This window comes from Saccharothrix syringae (assembly GCF_009498035.1).
GTDB lineage: Bacteria > Actinomycetota > Actinomycetes > Mycobacteriales > Pseudonocardiaceae > Actinosynnema > Actinosynnema syringae.
Genome location: NZ_CP034550.1, coordinates 906,970 through 924,334 on the forward strand (window position 1 = coordinate 906,970; position 17,365 = coordinate 924,334).

The following is a 17,365-nucleotide window of genomic DNA, read 5'->3' on the forward strand; positions in this document are numbered from 1 at the left end:
TCTACAGCCACTCGTTGCGACGGAATATTCGGTACAGCGTCAGGCACACCACGAGGATCACCGAGATCACCATGGGGTAGCCGTACTTCCAGTGCAGCTCCGGCATGTGGTCGAAGTTCATGCCGTACACGCCGACCACCATGGTCGGCACGGAGATGATCGCCACCCACGAGGCGAGCTTGCGCATGTCCATGTTCTGCTGGAGCGTGATCTTCGCCAGCACGGCGTTGACCAGCGTGGTGAGCAGCTCGTCGAAGTTCGACACGCGCTCGGAGACCTGCGTGAGGTGGTCGTCGACGTCGCGGAAGTAGGAGCGCACCTGCTCCGGGATCATCGGCGTGTAGCCCTCGGCCAGCCTGCGCAGCGGCACGGCCAGCGGCATCACCGCGCGGCGCAGCTCCAGCACCTCGCGCTTCATCAGGTAGATCTGGTCGGCGCTGACCCGGCTGCGCGGCTGGAAGACCAGCGCCTCCATCTGGTCGATGTCCTGCTCGATGTGGTCGGTCACGTCGAGGTAGGTGTCCACCACGTGGTCGGCGATCGAGTACAGCACCGCGGCCGGGCCGACCTTCATCCGCTCCGGCTCGGCCTCCAGCTCGTGGCGCACCGCGGCCAGCCCGGAGTGGTTGCCGTGCCGGACCGTCACCACGAAGTCCCGGCCCAGGAACACCATGATCTCGCCGCTCTCGACGATCTCGTTGGCCGTGTCGGGGGAGGAGTTCTGGATGTAGCGGACCGTCTTGAGCACCATGAACAGCGTGTCGTCGTAGCGCTCCAGCTTCGGCCGCTGGTGGGCGTGCACGGCGTCCTCCACGGCCAGCTCGTGCAGGCCGAAGGTCTCCGCGACGCCCTCGATCTGCTCGGCGTCCGGCTCGTGCAGGCCGATCCAGACGAACCCCTCGCCGCGCCCGCGCACCTCCTCGACCGCGGCCGAGTGCGACCAGCGGCCGGGCAGGCGCGCACCGTCGACGTACACGCCGCAGTCGACGACGTAGGCCGACAGGGGCACGGGGACGGGCACGGCGGGACGGTCGGGCGAGCGGCCTCTCAGGCCGCCGAGCGAGGGCAGGCTGGGCACGGGGCACCTCCGGGGAGCGGGCGTCGACATCGAGCGAACGACGACGGCACGTCCCCGACCGGTGCGGCCGGCCTAGCCGGCGGGAGCGGGCTCCACGGTGAGGACGCGCGAGGTACTCGCAGGGTGGGGGTCATTACCCATCGGTAGTCCTCACCTCCTCGGGTCGGTCGGCCGTGGCGGTGGAGTCGCTCACAGACCGGTTGCCGAGGGTACTCCTCCGGTGCTCACACTGTCGTCCCGGTCGGCGTGGTCCTCGATCACACGGGCCGCACACACCACGACAGCCAACGGAGGCGGTAGTGCAGTTCGGGCGTTACTACGAGGAGTTCGAGGTCGGCGCGGTCTACAAGCACTGGCCCGGCAAGACGGTCACCGAGTACGACGACCACCTGTTCTGCCTGCTGACCATGAACCACCACCCGCTGCACATGGACGCGCACTACGCGGCGGAGACCACCGACTTCGGCAAGAACGTGGTGGTGGGCAACTACGTCTACTCGCTGCTGCTGGGCATGTCCGTGCCCGACGTCTCGGGCAAGGCCATCGCCAACCTGGAGGTCGAGTCGCTCAGGCACGTCAAGCCGACCTTCCACGGCGACACCATCTACGGTGAGACCGAGGTGCTGGACAAGACCCCGTCGAAGTCGAAGGACGACCGGGGCGTGGTCTACGTCGAGACGCGCGGGTACAAACAGGATGGAACGGTCGTCTGCGTCTTCCGCCGCAAGGTGATGGTGCCCAAGCGGTCCTACGGCGAGGCGCGCGGCGGCGAGCAGCCGGGCAGGCCCGAGCCCGCCGCGGGCTGAGGACCGGCGGGCCGGGGACCGGTGGTCGGGCGGGCAGGGCGGCCGGACGGGCAGTGCGACGTTAGGAGCGACGTGACCTCGTTGGACCTCGTGCGGCAGCGCCTGGCTTCGTTCGCGCAACGGGAGGCGCACGGCGTCTCCCCGCTCTACGAGCACCTCGCCTCGCGCGCCGCCGGGGACGACGAGGTCGCCGGCCTGCTGACCGCCGCGCCGGAGCGGTTCGCGCACCCGACCCTGCTGCTGGCGGCGGCGCACCGGCTGGTGCAGGCCGAGCCGTTCCACCGGCTGTCCGACTACTACCCCTCGCTGGGCGGCTCGTGCGGCCCGGACGAGCGCACCTGGCCGCTGTTCCGCGAGTTCGTGCTGGAGCGCGCGGACAAGGTGCGGGACCTGGTCTCGCGGCGCACCACGCAGACCAACGAGGTGCGCCGCGCGGCCCTGCTCTACCCGGCCCTGGCGCAGGTCAAGGGCCCGGTGGGGCTGCTGGAGGTCGGCTGCTCGGCCGGCCTGCTGCTCAACCTCGACCGGTACGGCTACCGCTACCAGACCCAGCAGGCCGGCCAGCTGGCGGCGGGGCCGGCGAAGGCGTCCGTCGGGCTGCACTGCGCGCTGGAGCTCGCGCCCGGCGCGGAGCTGCCGAAGATCCCCAAGTCGGTCAGGGTGGAGGCGCGCGTCGGCCTGGACCGGGCGCCCGCCGACCTGACCGACGAGGACACGTACGCGTGGTTGGAGGCGTGCGTGTGGGCCGACCAGCCGGAGCGGCTGCGGCTGTTCGGCGCCGCCGCGGCCGCGCAGCGCAAGTCGCCGCCGGAGTTCGTCACCGGCGACGCCGTGGCCGACCTCGGCCGGGCCGCCGCGCGGGTTCCCGAACCCCTGCCGCTGGTGGTGATCACCAGCAGCACCCTGGCGTACCTGTCGGGCGAGGAGTTCACCCGGGCGCTGGCGGGGCTAGGCCGGCCGGTGTGGTGGGTGAGCCACGAGGGCTACGCCGAGGGCCTCGCCCACGTCCTGCCGGGGCGGGACGACCTGCTGCCGGGCCCGGACGAGCCCGCGTTCGGCGTACTGGGGCTCGCCCACTTCGCCGACGGCGCGTTGCGCCGGGCGCGGGCGCTGGCGCGCACCGCCCTGCACGGCCAGCGGCTGGTGTGGCTCCCCTGATCGGGCGAAGTCGATCACCCGCGCGGCAGCTGCCCCCACTCCTCCAGGGTCTCGCGCAGCATCCCGGTGAGTGGGAGTGTGGCCAAGATCGCAGCGTCGGCCCAGCGGGCGTCGGAGGCGTCGTCGCCGGCCCGGAGCGTCCCCGATCGCACCTGGCAGGCGTAGTCGTGGATCTCGTAGAGGCCGCTCGGCGCGGGCCGCGTGACCGTGCCGACCAGGGCGCCGACGGTTACGGAGAGTCCCGTCTCCTCGCGAAGTTCCCGCATAAGTGCGGTCTCGTCGGATTCACCTGGTTCGACCCGTCCGCCGGGGAGTGACCATAGTCCCTCACCTGGGGGATTGCGGCGACGCACAAGCAGCAGTCGCCCGTTCGTGTCATGCACGATGCCCCCGACACAGCGGATCAGGGGCGCACTTTTGGCCGTCACGGTGACTAAGCGTAGTTACGCTGGCTTGGCGGTGCAGCAGGCTGACCCAAGTGCGGTACAAATCTCCCGAGGCGCCGCCGAGTGCGGTACAACGGTTTTCACTGGCGCCAAACGGGTGCGGTAGCGAACGGGGTTGATCACCGTGAATCTGAAGAAGATTCTCACTTTCGCCGGGGTCGGCTTGGTCCTGTTCTTCCTCATCGCCGAGCCCAACCAAGCGGCTCAGCTGGTGCAGAACATCCTGGGCACCCTCCGGGAAGCCGCTGAGGCGCTCATCACCTTCGTGAAACAATTGTTCTGAGTCGCCCGGCTCCTCCCACCTGACGGCGAGAGGTCGTAGGCATGTTCGCACCGAGGGACCCCGACGAGTACCTGCTGCCCACGGAGCGGCGGGTCATCCGGGTGCGCAGGCACTGGAGCAGTCTGCTCTGGGATCTCCTGGAGGCCGCGGCGCTGCTCGCCGGCGCCATGATGATCTCCTACCTGCTGCCGGAGAACGCGGGCATCGTCCAGAACATCCTCTGGTACGCGTCCCTGTTCGTGCTGCTCAGGCTGGCCTACTTCGTCATGGAGTGGTGGGTGGAGCGGATCGTCGTGACCGACAAGCGGTTCATGATCTCCTCGGGGGTCTTCGAGACCAAGGTCGCCATGATGCCGATCAGCAAGGTGACCGACCTCACCTACGAGCGCACGTTCCTCGGGCGCATGTTCGGCTTCGGCACCCTGGTCGTGGAGTCGGCGGGTCAGATCCAGGCCCTCAACCGGATCGAGTACCTGCCCAACCCCGAGGAGGTCTACGACGCGATCTCCGAGCTGACCTTCGGCGACAAGAAGGCGCAGGCGGAGCGCTTCTCGATGATCAAGGCGCAGCGGGCGGCGCGCGGCAAGAAGATGGTGCCGTAGGCCCCGCCGCGAGGCGGTCCCGGGGTCGTGGGCGGTGCCGCGGGGCGGGCCGCCCGGTGCCGTGGGTCAGACTGGGTGGGTGCGAATCGACCTGCACGTCCACTCGACCGAGTCCGACGGCACCGACACCCCCGCGGCGCTCGTGGCGGCCGCCGCCGCGGCCGGCCTGGGCGGGGTCGCGCTGACCGACCACGACACCGCCGCCGGCTGGGACGAGGCGGCCAACGCGCTGCCACCCGGCCTGAAGCTGGTCCGGGGCGCCGAGCTGTCCTGCGCCTCCGACGACGGCCGGGGCCGCACGATCACCGTGCACCTGCTGGCCTACCTGTACGACCACACCTCGCCCGCCCTGGTGGAGGAGCAGCTCAGGCTGCGGCTGGAGCGGCGGCAGCGGCTGCGCCGGATGGCCGACCGCATGGTCGCCGACGGGTTCCCCATCGACACGGACGAGCTGATGGCCGCGATGCCCGCCGACGCGCCCGCGGGTCGTCCCCACCTGGCCATGGCGCTGATCCGGGCCGGGGTGGTGCGCACCGTGGACGAGGCGTTCGCCAAGTACCTGACCGGTGGGCGGTACCTGGTGCCGCGCACCGACACGCCCGTCGAGCGGGCCATCCGGATGATCACCGACGCGGGCGGGGTGACCGTGCTCGCGCACCCGTTCGCCTCCTCGCGCGGGCCCATCGTGACCGAGCAGGTCGTGGCCGACCTCGCCGACCTCGGCCTCGCCGGCGTCGAGGTCGACCACCCCGACCACGACCCGGGCACGCGGGCGCGGCTGCGCGGCCTGGCCGGCGAGCTGGGGCTGCTGACCACCGGGTCCAGCGACTACCACGGCACCAACAAGACGGTGCGGCTCGGCGAGGAGACCACCCCGCCGGACGTGCTCGACGCGCTGGCCGACCGGGCGACGGGGTGCAAGGTCCTCGTGGGGTGAGGCCGGTCGTGCGGTGAGGCCGGTGCCCCGGTGACGCTGCCGCCGGGGTGAGGCCGGTGTCGGGTGACGCGCCGGTGCCGAGTGGCGTCGGCGGTCTGTGGTCGGCGGCCCGCGGTCTTCTGCGGTCGGCGGGTGCCGCCGCCTCGGTGCCGCCCGGCGTGAGGGCCGGCGACTCCCACGCGCCGCCGGCCCGGTGCGGCCGCCGCGCTGTCGGTGGTCCTCGGTAGCTTGGGCGGGTGCAGGAGCAGTTGGGGTTCGACTTCGGCGCCGAGCCGAGGAAGCTGGTGCGGGTGACGCCGGCGAAGCTGGCGACGTGGGCCGACTGCCCGCGCCGCTTCCGCATGGCCTACCTGGACCGCCCGACACCGCCGCGCGGCGGCGCGTGGGCGCACAGCACCCTCGGCGCCGTGGTGCACAACGCCCTCAAGGCGCTGTTCGACCTGCCCGCCGACCGGCGCACGCCCGACCAGGCCGTCGCCCTGCTGCACCGGCAGTGGAAGGACGACGGCTTCCGCGACGCCGAGCAGGCCGCCACCTACCGGGAGCGCGCGGTCGGCTGGGTGCGCGACTACGTCGAGGGCGTCGACACCTCGGTCGACCCGGTCGGCGTCGAGCGCTGGGTGTCCACCCCCACGTCCAGGATCGTCGCCGAGGGCCGGGTCGACCGCATCGACCTGCGCGACGGCGAACTGGTGGTCGTGGACTACAAGACCGGGCGGCACGCGCTCACCGTGGACGACGCGCGCGGGTCCCAGGCGCTCGCCCTGTACGCGCTGGCCGCCCGGCGCACGCTGCGCAGGCCGTGCCACCGGGTTGAGCTGCACCACCTGCCCACCCGCTCGGTCGCCGTGTGGGAGCACACCGAGGAGAGCCTGGGCCGGCACGTGTCGCGGGCCGAGGAGGCCGCCGAGGAGCTGAGGCTGGCCTCCGACACCCTCGCCGCGGGCGGCGACCCGGACGTGCTGTTCCCGCCGCGCACCGGCAACCGGTGCTCCTGGTGCGACTTCCGCCGCTCCTGCCCCGAGGGGCAGCAGGCGTCGCAGGCGCTCGAACCGTGGGCCTTGCTCGCGCCGTAGAGTTGGCCGCGTGACGATGGTCGACACCAAACCGGAACCGCGCGTGGCCAGGGCGTGGCGCGGGGTCAGCGGTGCGCTCGCCGTCGGGCTGGTGCTGCTCGCGCTGGGCATGATCGGCGTGCAGGTCTACGCGGGCACCCGCGACCTGCCCGGCCCGGGCCTCGACGTGGTCGGCGGCCACGCCGCGGCGGCCGTCGCGGCGGTGGCGGCGCAGCTCGTGGCCGACCGGCGCAAGGGCTGGGTCGTGGCGGTGTGCGGCCTGGCCGTGGTGGTGCTCACCGCGCTGACCCTGTGGTTGTTCTGGTGGGCCTGAGCGGGTTGCTCCGGGCGGCCTGAGCGCCGGCTTCAGCTCAGCCAGGCGCGCCAGGTCGGCAGCAGCGTGCCCAGCAGGGCGTCCGGCGCCTCGGTGTTCGGCGAGTGCATCACCCCGGGCAGCACGGCGAAGTCCGCGTCGAGCCGCTCCGCCATGTCCCGCTGGGCGGCCGCCGACCAGGCGTCGTCCAGCTCGCCGCACACCACCAGGCACGGGACGCGTGCCGACCGCGCGGCGCGGGCCAGCTTCGCCACCAGGTCCGGCTCGGTGCGCAGCGCCTCGCCCATGCCCAGCAGGCCCGCGGGGGAGGACCGGACGAACCGCTCCCGGTAGAAGTCCTTCAGCTCCTGCGGGATCATCCGCCACCGCGGCGTCAACGCCTGCCGGGCCTCGTTGACCTGCTGCGACGCCTCCACGCCCTGTTCGCGCAGCACCAGCTCGCCGTAGTCCAGGGCGGTGCGCCGCGCCCCCGGCGGCAGCTCGGACGGGCCGGAGGAGAGCAGCGTGAGCCCGGAGACGGGCGCGCCGGCGAGCACGGCGCCCCGGGCGACCAGCCCCCCGTACGAGTGACCGAGCAGCAGCACCCGCCTGCCCTCCGCCGCGAGCTTCGCCACCAGCTCGGCGAGCACCGCGCCCAGCGCGGCGGGCCGGTACTCCGCCTCGGTGACCGGGCCGGGTGACTCGTACTGGCCCGGCAGGTCGATCGCGACGACCTCGACGCCCGCGTCGGCGATCGGGTCGAGCAAGGGGGCGAAGTCCTCCTTGGAGCCGGTGTAGCCGGGCACCAGCAGGGCCGTGGCGCCGAGGTCGCGCCCGGCGGCGGGCGAGCGCAGGGCGGCGATCGGGCCGTAGCGGCCGGGCAGGTCCACGCGTGCCGCGCGGTGCGGGCTGAACTGCGAGTGCACGTTTGGCAGTTTGCCTCACGCGGGGCGCGGGCGCGTGACGGTCTTCCCGGTGGGGCGGGATGGTCGCGCGCGGGGGCGTTCAGGGAGGCCCGAAAAGCCCGAAATGTCATGAATTGCCCGGAATTGCCTAGAATTGCCCGTGACGGCACCCACCTGTGAGCCGCACCGCCCGCAATCCGGCTGCCCGCGCGCGGCCCGACCACTTGCCCGCGTCACAGCCCACCGCTTGCCACAGCTCGTCACGGCTTGCGGGCCGCCCGCTCGCGATTCACCGCCCGCCGCCCATCCGCGGTCGCCCGGGGCCTGCCGTGGTCGCCCGGGGCCTGCCGTGGTCGCCCGGGGCCTGCCGCGGTCGCCTGGACCTGCCGCGGTCGCCCGGACCTGCGGCGGTCGCCAGGCCCTGCCGTAGTCGTCCGGGCCTACCGCAGCGCGACCAGCGTCCCGCCGCGCTGCTCCAGCACCACCGGCCCCTCGGTGGCCATCTCCACGGGCCCGTCGTACCCCTCCCGGTCGATCGGCAACGACGCCACCTCCTGCCCGCTGACCTGGTCGAACACCTTCAACCCGTCCTTCACCGGCAACAGCAGGTGGCCGGCCAGCGTGGTACCGGCGCCGAGGGTGCCGGGCACCGTCCACAGCGGGTTCAGGTCGGTCGGCGACAGCGCGATCGTGCGCGACCCGGTGAACCAGTACGTGTTCGCCGTGCTGGTGAAGATCGACGCCACACGACCGGGTGGATCACCGGCCAGTTCCCCGGCCGTCACCTCAACGGGGTACTCGGCGACCAGGGCACCGGTGTCGGCGTCGAAGACCACCAGCTTGCCCGGCAGGGCCAGGGCCACCCGCGTGGTGGTCACCGCGACCACCCGCGCCCCCTTCTCGGCGAGCACCGCGGTGCTGATGACCTGCGGTTCGTCCCACTTCTCGGGGTTGGGCTTGAGGATCGTGACCCGGTCGCCCGCGTCCTGGGCGTAGCAGCGCTCCAGCACCGCGACCTTGCCCGCCGCCACGGCGAACGAGCCGTAGTCGCACCCCGGGCGCGGCTGCTTGCCGGGGTTCACGATCGCGCGCAGCGTGCCGTACTCCAGCGAGCGCACCAGGTCGTCGCGGCGGTAGACCTCGAAGAACTTCCCGCCGGTGGCGAGCACGTGCGAGCCCTCGTTGAGCAGGCGGGTGCCCAGCTCGGCGTCACCGTTGCGCTGGGGGCCGCGCTTGCCCGACGCGGTGTCGAGGGTGGTGACCTCCGAGCAGTTGGTGTCCTTGCGGTGCACCGCGAACACCCGGCCCCACGCCGTCGACACCGTGCACAGCGGCCAGTCGCGGCTGTAGCGCCAGCGCACGTCGCCGGTCAGCGCGTCGCGGCCGACGACCTCGCCGCCGTCGCCGGTCACGACCACCGAGTCCAGGTTCACCGGCACCGGGGTCGCGCCGCTGGGGGCGCGCCACACCTCGGCGAGCGTGGGCGGCAGGGCGGTCACCGGTTGCAGGGGGTTGACCTGCGACGGGCCGAGCTGGCTGGTGGTGTTGCGGATGTCGCTGGTCAGCCACAGCACCAGCGAGGCGACCAGCAGCACGACCACCACCAGCGCGACGCCGATGAAGTCGCCCCGGCGGCGCCACGAGCGGGCGGGTGCGGGTTCGGGTTCGTCGCGGAGGTCGGCGGGTTCCTCCAGGACGTCCTCCGCCAGGACGACCTGCCCGTTCGACTCCGGCTGCTCCGGCTGACCCACTGCCCGGCTCCCCGCTGGTCGGCGATCTTTCTGGCGAACATGCTCCCATCACGGGGAAGAGGTCGGTGTGAACCGCGCACCCGTGGTGGTCTCGGCGCTCCTTCCTCCCTAACCGAGTATCGGTAACGCCGTTTCCGTACATAATCGGCCCATGATCACCTGAAAGAGTGACCATGGGCCGTTTCACCAGCGAAAACCGCCGGGCGAGTCCGCGTGGAGCCTACTCCGCCGACGAGGACTCCGCCGCCTCGCCACCGCCGGTGCGGCGACGGCGCCTGCGGCGCGGGCGCGCGGGCCCACCCTCGGCGGAAGCGGACCCGCCCGGGTCCGCGGCGACCTCCGCGTGGACCTCGCCCGACGCGACCTCCTGCCCCGCCTCGTCCTGGGCCACGCCACCGCGGCTGCGACGGCGGCGGCGCGGGCGCGTGGTCCCGCCCTCCTCCGACGAGGACGAGGACGAGGGTGAGGACGAAGACGAGGAGGCCGAGGAGGACCCACCGCCCTCGGCCGGGGCGTCACCGGCCCCGCGCCCGCGCCGCCGCTTGCGCGTCGACTTCTTCCCGGTCTTCAGGTTCTCCTCGGGCTCGGCGTCCAGCCCGGCCCGCGTGCGCAGCCCGAGCGGCAGCCGGCCCGTGGACCCGGCCGGGATGTCCAGGTCCGTGAACAGGTGGTCCGACGTCGAGTACGTCTCCACCGCCTCCGGGATGCCCAGCCCCAGCGTGTCGCTGATCAGCTTCCACCGGGCCTCTTCGTCCCAGTCCACCAGCGTGACCGCGACACCCGTGCGCCCCGCCCGACCGGTCCGGCCGATGCGGTGCACGTAGGTCTTCTCGTCCTCCGGGCACTGGTAGTTGATGACGTGGGTGACGCCCTCCACGTCGATGCCCCGCGCCGCCACGTCGGTGGCCACCAGCACGTCGATCTTGCCGGACCGGAACGCCCGCAGCGCCTGCTCGCGCGCGCCCTGCCCCAGGTCGCCGTGCACGGCGGCGGCGGCGAAGCCGCGCTCGACCAGCTCGTCGGCGACCTTCTGCGCGGTGCGCTTGGTGCGCGTGAAGATCATCGACAGGCCGCGGTCGCGGGCCTGGAGCGCCCGGGCCAGCAGCTCGGTCTTGTCCAGCGCGTGCGCCCGGTAGACGAACTGCTCGGTGCGCTCGTGGATGGCGCCCGCGTCGTTCTCCTCGGCCCGCACGTGCGTGGGCTGGTTGAGGAACGTCCGGGCGAGCGTGATGATCGGCCCCGGCATGGTCGCCGAGAACAGCATGGTCTGCCGCTCGTCGGGCACCATGCGCAGGATCCGCTCGATGTCGGGCAGGAAGCCCAGGTCCAGCATCTCGTCGGCCTCGTCGAGCACGAGCCCGCGCACCTTGCCGAGCACCAGGTGCCGCTGCTCGGCGAGGTCCAGCAGCCGGCCGGGGGTGCCGACGACCACGTCGACGCCCTTGCGCAGCGCCGCGATCTGCGGCTCGTACGGCCGGCCGCCGTAGATGGCCAGCACGCGCACGCCGAGGTGCTTGGCCGCGTCGGTCAGGTCGTGGGTCACCTGGAGGCACAGCTCGCGGGTCGGCACCACGACCAGCGCCTGCGGCGTGCCGTCACCCGGCACGGTGATGCGCTGGAGCAGGGGGATGCCGAAGCCGAGGGTCTTGCCGGTGCCCGTGCGGGCCTGGCCGATGACGTCCTCGCCGGCCAGGGCCAGCGGCAGGGTCAGCTCCTGGATGGCGAACGCGCGTTCGATGCCGGCCTCGCCCAGCGCGCGCACGATCTCCTCGCGCACGCCCATCTCGGTGAACGTCGGCGAGTCGGTGCGCACGGGCGCGTTGGCCACCAGGGGGTGGGAGGTGTCGTCCTCGGGCACCCCCGCCTCGCTGTGCTCCAGGGTGACCGGGTCCAGTGGGGTGTCTTCGTTCTTCGCGGTCAGGGTGATCGCCTCTCTCGTACCAGCGCGCACGGCCTGTACGGGCCGCTCGACCGCGTCCACCGCCTCTCGGCCTGGGGCCGGGCGGCGCGCGGGAGGGGCCGGCGAGGTGTGTGCGCGCACCCTCTCCTGGCGGCACGGTGCCGCCGCAGTTCAGCCGTCGGTGCCGCTGCGGGCCCCCGATGGGCCGCGCCGCGCCGGGCGTCGGAGCACAACAATACCCGGCGACCAGGACGATCGGGGTGGAACGACCACGTCGCGGGTGCGGCGTGCCCGACTAGGCTCCCCGGCATGAGCGAAGCGGAGGCGGACCGGGTGGTCGTGGGCGCGGTGGCCGAGGCCGAGGTGGCCGAGGGGATCGTGGACCTGCTGGGCGCGCTCGCGTACGGCGAGCTGTCGGCGTTCGACCGGATGGCGGAGGACGCCCGCACCGCGCCCACCCTGGCGGGGCGCGCCGCGCTGGCGCGGATGGCGGCGGCCGAGATCGGTCACTACGCGCTGCTGGAGGGCTACCTGGCGGAGCGGGGTCACTCGGTGGAGGAGGCGATGCGGCCGTTCGCGGCCGGCTTCGACGCCTTCCACGCCTCCACCGCGCCCCGGTCGTGGCTGGAGTCCCTGGTCAAGGCATACGTGGGCGACGGCCTGGCGGCGGACTTCTACCGCGAGGTCGCCGAGTGGCTCGACGAGCCGACCAAGGAGCTGGTGCTCGCCGTGCTGGCCGACACGGGCCACTCGGCGTTCGCCGAGCGCGAAGTCCGGGCGGCCTGCGAGGCGGACCCGAAGCTGCGCGACCGGCTCACCCTGTGGGGCCGCCGGCTGCTGGGCGAGGCGTTGACGCAGGCCCAGTACGTGGTGGCGGAGCGGGACGGGCTCGCCGAGCTGATCATCCGCGGGTCGGGGGACCTGGCGGGCATCGCCACGCTGTTCCGCCGCCTCCAGCAGAGCCACACGCGCCGCATGACGGCGCTCGGCCTCGGCTAGGGTTGGGTTCGGAAGCCATCAACGCGCACGGAGGTCAGCGTGGAGGTCAGGGTCGGCATCGCGGACAGCCCGCGGGAGCTCGTGGTGTCCAGCGGGCTCACCCCCGATGAGGTCGAGGCGCAGGTCGCGGACGCGCTGAAGGCGGGCTCCGGGCAGCTCGTGCTGGTCGACCAGAAGGGCGCCCGCTTCGTGGTCCCCGCGGCGCGGATCGCCTACGTGGAGATCGGCCCGAGCGACGCGCGCCGGGTCGGCTTCGTCGCGAGCTGAGGTCGCGGGCCGCGGCCGCGGGGCGCGGCGCAGACGACGAGAAGGGCACCCGATCGGGTGCCCTTCCGCGTTTGTCGACCCGGTGTCGGACGACCCCCGGGATCAGCCGACCCGGAAGGGCGGGGTGGAGATCCCCCCGACGCGGTAGCGCCGCCAGGGGTCGGGATCGGTCAGCGACCCGGTCGCCGACCCGTCGGGCGTGCGCAGCAGCGCGGTCCGCGCACCGCCCTCCACCAGCTCGCTGACCTGCTCGTTCGCCGCCACCCGGCCGTACCAGTGGTAGCGGCCGTCGATGGGCTGGAAGTAGCCGCGCAGCTCGACGCTGACCGGCACCTCCCGCTCGTCGAACACCAGGACGGCCTCGCCGGTGTAGCCGTCCTCGTCGTGCCCGTGCTCTTCCGACATCACGCCTCCTCGACGTTCACGAGTCGCAACCGGGGCTCGCCCGGGACCTCCCCGCCACCGAAGTCGGCGGTCAGCGGGGCGTCGGGGTCGAGCTCGACGCCCGCCGCGCGCAGCAGGCCGTCAATGGCGTGCCAGATGATGGTGGTCAGGTAGTCGCTCAGGCTCGCCCGCGTCATCGACTGGCGGTCCAGCCACCAGTCGCCCGCGTTCTGCACCATGCCGACCAGCGCGTGCGCCCACGGCTCGGCGCCGCCGGAGTCCATGCCGAACGCGCGCAGGTAGTCGCCGAGCAGCCGCGCCAGGGCGTTGGCGATCATGGTCTTGTCCTCGGTGACCACGTCCTGCTCGACCGGCCGGTCGGCGAACGAGGCGCGCACCACGAACCGGTACAGGTTGGGGTGCTCCTCGATCACGGACAGGTAGGCGTCCACGATGTGCCGGATCCGCACCCGGATGGGGCCCTCCTGGCCGATGGCCGGGCCGAGGCGGTCCATCAGCATCTCGGTGCCGCGCTGCCCGACCGCCAGGTACAGGTCGGACTTGTCGGCGAAGTGCCGGTAGAGCACCGGCTTGCTCACGCCCGCCTCGGCGGCGATCTCGTCCATGCCCACGTCCGGGCCGTGCTTGGCGACGGCGCGGATGGTCGCCTCGACGAACTCGGCGCGCCTGGCCTCGCGGTGGCCCTTCCACCGCTCGCGCCGCGCGTCCGTCCCGCCCTTGACAGTTCGAGCCATGTGACGCACGCTACCAGAAGTAACCGTTACCTCAAGTAACACTTACCCGATCCGGGGAGGGACCCGATGACGAGGACCTTGAAGGTCACGGACCGCGAGAAGACCGCCGACCGGCTGCTCAACTCCTCGGCGGACAAGTTCTACGACCCCGAGGTCGACATCGACTGGTCCGCCCCGCTGGTCGAGGGCCTGCGCTACACCCCGGAGCACCGCTGCTCGCTCTACGGCACCGAGCTGTGGGAGCGCATGACGCCCGAGCAGCGCGTCGACCTGTCCCGGCACGAGGTCGCCAGCATCGCCAGCGTCGGCCTGTGGTTCGAGATCCTGCTGATGCAGATGCTGCTCAAGGAGGTCTACCGCTCGGACCCGACGACCAAGCACGCGCAGTACGCGCTGACCGAGGTCGCCGACGAGTGCCGGCACTCCACGATGTTCGCGCGCATGGTCGAGCGCATCGGCTGCCCGCCCTACGGCCCGCGCCGGTACGTCCACCAGCTCGGCAAGCTGCTCCCGGTGATCGGCTACGGCCCCGCCCTCTACGGCTCGATCCTGGTCGCCGAGGAGGTCCTGGACCGGCTCCAGCGCGAGACCATGGCCGACGAGGGCGTGCAGCCGCTGGTGCGCATGGTCAACCGCATCCACGTGCTGGAGGAGGCCCGCCACGTGCGCTTCGCGCGCGAGGAGGTCGTGCGCGGCATGGAGAGGATGACCAGGAAGGAGCTGCCCTACCAGCGGTGGCTGCTCGCGACCACGTCCATGTTCATCACCCGGTCGCTGATCAACCCCGACGTCTACGCCGCCGTCGGCCTGGACCGGGACGAGGCGCACAAGGCCGCGCTGGCCAACCCGAACTGGCAGGGGAGCATCCGCTGGGCGGGCGAGCGGATCATGAAGTTCCTGGACGAGGTCGGCCTCGTCGGCGCGCCGGGGACGCGGGCGTGGCGCCGCTCGTTCCTGATCGGGTGAACCCCGTCCGGATGAACACCGATCGGATGACCGCAGAGCCGACCGCAGAACCGACCGCAGAGCCGACCACGACCCGGTTCACCACGTCGGACGGCATCGCGCTGCACGTCGTGGACACCGGCCCCCGCGACGCGGGGGTCACCACCGTGCTGCTGCACGGCTGGACCCTCGACCACACCTCGTGGGACGAGGTGGCGGCCGGCCTGCCCGGCCGCGTGCTGCGCCACGACCTGCGCGGCCACGGCCGGTCGGCGCCCGCCCCCGTCGGCACGGCCACCATCGCGCGGTGCGCGGACGACCTGGCCGAGCTGATCGCCGACCGGGTGCCCACCGGGCGGGTCGTGCTGGTCGGGCACTCCATGGGCGGCATGACGGTCATGGCGCTCGCCGAGCAGCACCCGGACCTGTTCGACCGGGTGGCCGGCGTGGTGCTGGTCGCCACCTCGTGCGGCGAGCTGGCCGGCACCACGCTGGGCCTGCCCGGCGCGCTCGGGCGGCTGTTCATGGCGGGGGAGAAGGCCCTCAACCGGCGCATCGCCCGCCTGCGCAGGCCGCAGCTGCTCACCGGCACCGGGCCGCTGCGCCCCGGGCTGCGCTGGATGCTGTTCGGCACCGGCGCCTCGCGGCGGCACGTCGCGCTGACCGCGGCCATGGTCGGGCGCTGCCACCCGGTGAGCATGGTCGCCTTCCGCGACTCGCTCGACGAGCACGACCGGCGCGAGGCCCTGGCCGGGCTGGCCGGGGTGCCCGTCGTGGTGCTCGCGGGCGCGGCGGACCGCCTCACGCCCCTGCGGCACGCGCGCGTCCTCGCCGACGAGCTGCCGCACGCCGAACTGGTGGTGTACCCCGGCGCGGGCCACATGCTGCCCCTGGAGCGGGCCGAGGACGTCACCGCGCACATCACCGCGCTGCTGCGGTGACCCCGGGGATGGGGCCGCCGGACGACCGGCGGCCCCACCCCGCCGCTCAGAGCTGGGCGTCCGGGTGCTGGAGCGGGAAGCCGCCGCCGATGCCCTTCCACGCCAGGGTGGAGATCAGCGAGACCGCGTCCTCCTTGGGCACCTGCCGGTCGTCGGCCAGCCACGCCCGCGCCGTCACCTGGCTGAGCCCCACCAGGCCCACGGCCAGCAGCCGCGCCCGGTGCTCGTCCAGGCCGGTGTCGGCGGTGATGGTCTCGGTGATGGCGTCCACGCTGTCCGTCGTCGCGCGCTCCACCGCCTTGGCCACCGCCGGCTCGCCGCGCAGGTCGGACTCGAACACCATGCGGAACGCCTGGCCCTCGTTGTCCACGAAGTCGTAGAACGCGCCGACCGTGGCCTTCACCCGCTGCTTGTTGTCCGTGGTGGACTCCAGCGCGTGGCGCACCCGGCCCACCAGCTCGTCCACGTGGGACTCCAGCAGGGCCATGTACAGCTCCAGCTTGCCCGGGAAGTGCTGGTAGAGGACGGGCTTGCTGACACCGGCGCGCTCGGCGATCTCGTCCATCGCGGCGGCGTGGTAGCCGTTGGTCACGAACACGTCCTGCGCCGCGGCCAGCAACTGGGCGCGCCGGGCCGTGCGCGGGAGCCGAACGCCCCGCCCCGCGGCGGCGCCGCCGTGGTGCCCGACCGCAGTCTGGGCCGTCTCCGTCATGGTGCCTCCAGCCAACCGATCATCGCGGAACCGAGTGGGGGTTGCCCCGCCGGTTCGTCGGCAACCTTACTCGCTGGTAGCGGCGTGGCGGGGAAGCTCGCCGTTTCACCAGGCCCCTGAGCAGGCATCCTGAGGTGGTGACCGAGACCCCGGAGGCGGTGCGAACCGCCATCACGCACGTGCCGCTGTCCGCCAAGCCGCTACCTCCCCTGGACACAACGACCGGGCCGTGGCCCGGTGACTACGTCGAGGTCGCCGGGCACCGCGTGCACGTCCGGCGCACCCCCGGCGAGGGCACCCGGACGGCCGTCTACGTGCACGGCCTGGGCGGGTCGGCCACGAACTGGACGGACCTGGCGGCGCAGCTCTCGGGGTACGCCGAGGGGCACGCCCTCGACCTGCCCGGCTTCGGCCGCTCCGAGCCGATCCACGGCTACGACTTCCGCATGCTCACCCACGCCGAGGTCGTCACCCGCTACATCGAGTCGCTGGGCACCGGGCCGGTCGACCTGCTGGGCAACTCCATGGGCGGCGCGATCACCCTCATGGCCGCCGCGTCCCGGCCGGACCTGGTCCGCACCCTCACCCTCGTCTCGCCCGCCGTGCCCGACCTGCGGCTGAGCCTGCGCCGGGTGTCCGACCCCCGGATGCCGCTGGCGTTCCTGCCGGTCGTCGGCGCCAGGGTGCGCGAGCAGCTGGCCTCGGTGACGGCCGAGGAGCGCACCCGGCAGATGCTGCGCCTGTGCTTCGCCGACCCCGACCAGGTGCCGGACAACCGCATCCGGCAGAGCCGCGAGGAGTACGCCGAGCGGTCCGCGCAGGCGTGGGCGGGCAACGCGCTCAACCGCAGCACGATCGAGCTGATCCGCACCTGGCTGGTGCCCCGGTCGAAGTCGCTGTGGCTGCTGCCGCCGAAGGTCACCGCGCCCACCCTGGTGGTCTGGGGCACGCACGACCGGCTGGTCAGCGTGCGCAAGGCGCCCCGGGTCGCCCGGCTGCTGCCGCGCGGCCGGCTGCTGGTGCTGCCGCGCACCGGGCACGTGGCGCAGATGGAGCGCCCGGTCTCCGTGGCCCGCGCCGTGCTGGGCATGTGGGAGGCGGCCGACCGGGACGAGTGGTGAGGTGGAT

At 73.0% G+C, this 17,365-nt stretch carries 20 protein-coding genes; 12 read left to right on the plus strand and 8 right to left on the minus strand.

Translation table 11 applies throughout. The annotated features are described in order from the left end of the window. Position 1: 1 nt before the first annotated feature. Positions 2 to 1,078: a magnesium/cobalt transporter CorA gene (corA, locus tag EKG83_RS04350; protein WP_033430390.1), complete on the minus strand. Its 1,077-nt coding sequence runs from the start codon at positions 1,076 to 1,078 to the stop codon at positions 2 to 4. A gap of 299 nt (positions 1,079 to 1,377) precedes the next feature. Between corA and EKG83_RS04355 the strand changes: the two genes are divergently transcribed. Continuing rightward, complete coding sequence (locus EKG83_RS04355; RefSeq protein WP_033430389.1) at positions 1,378 to 1,884, plus strand: MaoC family dehydratase; 507 nt, start codon at positions 1,378 to 1,380, stop codon at positions 1,882 to 1,884. A gap of 72 nt (positions 1,885 to 1,956) precedes the next feature. Next, positions 1,957 to 3,042 carry a DUF2332 domain-containing protein gene (locus EKG83_RS04360; RefSeq protein WP_033430388.1) on the plus strand — a complete coding sequence of 362 codons (1,086 nt, stop codon included), beginning with the start codon at positions 1,957 to 1,959 and terminating at the stop codon, positions 3,040 to 3,042. A 14-nt stretch (positions 3,043 to 3,056) separates the two neighbouring features. Here the strand turns inward: EKG83_RS04360 and EKG83_RS04365 are convergent, their stop codons facing one another. Beyond that, positions 3,057 to 3,470, minus strand: coding sequence for an NUDIX hydrolase (locus EKG83_RS04365; RefSeq protein WP_407690758.1), 414 nt, complete (start codon positions 3,468 to 3,470; stop codon positions 3,057 to 3,059). Positions 3,471 to 3,612: 142 nt separating this feature from the next. On the opposite strand from EKG83_RS04365, the gene EKG83_RS46725 reads away from it, so the two are divergent. The 5 genes from EKG83_RS46725 (at position 3,613) to EKG83_RS04385 (ending at position 6,699) form a co-directional block, all read left to right on the plus strand. Then, positions 3,613 to 3,771: a hypothetical protein gene (locus EKG83_RS46725; protein WP_170191818.1), complete on the plus strand. Its 159-nt coding sequence runs from the start codon at positions 3,613 to 3,615 to the stop codon at positions 3,769 to 3,771. Positions 3,772 to 3,812: 41 nt separating this feature from the next. Next, positions 3,813 to 4,373: a PH domain-containing protein gene (locus tag EKG83_RS04370; RefSeq protein WP_033430387.1), complete on the plus strand. Its 561-nt coding sequence runs from the start codon at positions 3,813 to 3,815 to the stop codon at positions 4,371 to 4,373. Positions 4,374 to 4,452: 79 nt separating this feature from the next. Further along, positions 4,453 to 5,310 carry a PHP domain-containing protein gene (locus tag EKG83_RS04375; RefSeq protein WP_084716310.1) on the plus strand — a complete coding sequence of 286 codons (858 nt, stop codon included), beginning with the start codon at positions 4,453 to 4,455 and terminating at the stop codon, positions 5,308 to 5,310. A gap of 236 nt (positions 5,311 to 5,546) precedes the next feature. Further along, positions 5,547 to 6,386: a RecB family exonuclease gene (locus EKG83_RS04380; protein WP_033430385.1), complete on the plus strand. Its 840-nt coding sequence runs from the start codon at positions 5,547 to 5,549 to the stop codon at positions 6,384 to 6,386. Between the two features lie 10 nt (positions 6,387 to 6,396). Beyond that, complete coding sequence (locus EKG83_RS04385; RefSeq protein WP_051765478.1) at positions 6,397 to 6,699, plus strand: hypothetical protein; 303 nt, start codon at positions 6,397 to 6,399, stop codon at positions 6,697 to 6,699. Positions 6,700 to 6,731: 32 nt separating this feature from the next. Here EKG83_RS04385 and EKG83_RS04390 read toward each other — a convergent pair whose 3' ends face one another. The 3 genes from EKG83_RS04390 to EKG83_RS04400 form a co-directional block, all read right to left on the minus strand. Then, complete coding sequence (locus EKG83_RS04390) at positions 6,732 to 7,604, minus strand: alpha/beta fold hydrolase (protein WP_033430384.1); 873 nt, start codon at positions 7,602 to 7,604, stop codon at positions 6,732 to 6,734. 419 nt (positions 7,605 to 8,023) lie between these two features. Continuing rightward, entirely contained in the window at positions 8,024 to 9,334 is a 1,311-nt protein-coding gene (locus EKG83_RS04395; protein ID WP_084716309.1) for an Rv3212 family protein, read from the minus strand. A 220-nt stretch (positions 9,335 to 9,554) separates the two neighbouring features. Continuing rightward, complete coding sequence (locus EKG83_RS04400; protein WP_170191819.1) at positions 9,555 to 11,147, minus strand: DEAD/DEAH box helicase; 1,593 nt, start codon at positions 11,145 to 11,147, stop codon at positions 9,555 to 9,557. Positions 11,148 to 11,543: 396 nt separating this feature from the next. Between EKG83_RS04400 and EKG83_RS04405 the strand changes: the two genes are divergently transcribed. Both EKG83_RS04405 and EKG83_RS04410 read left to right on the plus strand, forming a co-directional pair. After that, the gene (locus EKG83_RS04405) at positions 11,544 to 12,233 is read left to right on the plus strand and encodes a ferritin-like fold-containing protein (RefSeq protein ID WP_051765475.1); all 690 of its coding nucleotides are present in this window, start codon (positions 11,544 to 11,546) and stop codon (positions 12,231 to 12,233) included. A 39-nt stretch (positions 12,234 to 12,272) separates the two neighbouring features. Beyond that, positions 12,273 to 12,500, plus strand: coding sequence for a DUF3107 domain-containing protein (locus EKG83_RS04410; RefSeq protein ID WP_033430383.1), 228 nt, complete (start codon positions 12,273 to 12,275; stop codon positions 12,498 to 12,500). A 102-nt stretch (positions 12,501 to 12,602) separates the two neighbouring features. On the opposite strand, the gene EKG83_RS04415 is transcribed toward EKG83_RS04410, so the two are convergent. Both EKG83_RS04415 and EKG83_RS04420 read right to left on the minus strand, forming a co-directional pair. After that, positions 12,603 to 12,905, minus strand: a complete 303-nt coding sequence (locus EKG83_RS04415; RefSeq protein ID WP_033430382.1) for a DUF4873 domain-containing protein — start codon at positions 12,903 to 12,905, stop codon at positions 12,603 to 12,605. Further along, positions 12,905 to 13,639, minus strand: a complete 735-nt coding sequence (locus EKG83_RS04420) for a TetR/AcrR family transcriptional regulator (RefSeq protein ID WP_084716308.1) — start codon at positions 13,637 to 13,639, stop codon at positions 12,905 to 12,907. Before EKG83_RS04420 ends, EKG83_RS04415 begins: the two co-directional genes overlap by 1 nt. 66 nt (positions 13,640 to 13,705) lie before the next feature. Here EKG83_RS04420 and EKG83_RS04425 point away from each other — a divergent pair, with 66 nt between their 5' ends. Both EKG83_RS04425 and EKG83_RS04430 read left to right on the plus strand, forming a co-directional pair. Next, positions 13,706 to 14,605 (plus strand): AurF N-oxygenase family protein, encoded by a 900-nt coding sequence (locus EKG83_RS04425; protein ID WP_033430381.1) that lies wholly within the window; start codon positions 13,706 to 13,708, stop codon positions 14,603 to 14,605. A gap of 26 nt (positions 14,606 to 14,631) precedes the next feature. After that, the gene (locus EKG83_RS04430) at positions 14,632 to 15,525 is read left to right on the plus strand and encodes an alpha/beta fold hydrolase (RefSeq protein WP_033430523.1); all 894 of its coding nucleotides are present in this window, start codon (positions 14,632 to 14,634) and stop codon (positions 15,523 to 15,525) included. 46 nt (positions 15,526 to 15,571) lie between these two features. Here the strand turns inward: EKG83_RS04430 and EKG83_RS04435 are convergent, their stop codons facing one another. After that, entirely contained in the window at positions 15,572 to 16,237 is a 666-nt protein-coding gene (locus tag EKG83_RS04435) for a TetR/AcrR family transcriptional regulator (RefSeq protein WP_033430380.1), read from the minus strand. Positions 16,238 to 16,374: 137 nt separating this feature from the next. On the opposite strand from EKG83_RS04435, the gene EKG83_RS04440 reads away from it, so the two are divergent. Further along, on the plus strand, positions 16,375 to 17,358 hold the full coding sequence (locus EKG83_RS04440) for an alpha/beta fold hydrolase (protein WP_033430379.1): 984 nt from the start codon (positions 16,375 to 16,377) through the stop codon (positions 17,356 to 17,358). Positions 17,359 to 17,365: the final 7 nt, after the last annotated feature.

Coding starts and splice junctions, on each gene's coding strand:
- EKG83_RS04370 (WP_033430387.1), top strand. CDS start 3,813: ATGTTCGCACCGAGGGACCCCGACGAGTACCTGCTGCCCACGGAGCGG.
- EKG83_RS04405 (WP_051765475.1), top strand. CDS start 11,544: ATGAGCGAAGCGGAGGCGGACCGGGTGGTCGTGGGCGCGGTGGCCGAG.
- EKG83_RS04415 (WP_033430382.1), bottom strand. CDS start 12,905: ATGTCGGAAGAGCACGGGCACGACGAGGACGGCTACACCGGCGAGGCC.
- EKG83_RS04420 (WP_084716308.1), bottom strand. CDS start 13,639: ATGGCTCGAACTGTCAAGGGCGGGACGGACGCGCGGCGCGAGCGGTGG.
- EKG83_RS04425 (WP_033430381.1), top strand. CDS start 13,706: ATGACGAGGACCTTGAAGGTCACGGACCGCGAGAAGACCGCCGACCGG.
- EKG83_RS04430 (WP_033430523.1), top strand. CDS start 14,632: ATGACCGCAGAGCCGACCGCAGAACCGACCGCAGAGCCGACCACGACC.
- EKG83_RS04435 (WP_033430380.1), bottom strand. CDS start 16,237: ATGACGGAGACGGCCCAGACTGCGGTCGGGCACCACGGCGGCGCCGCC.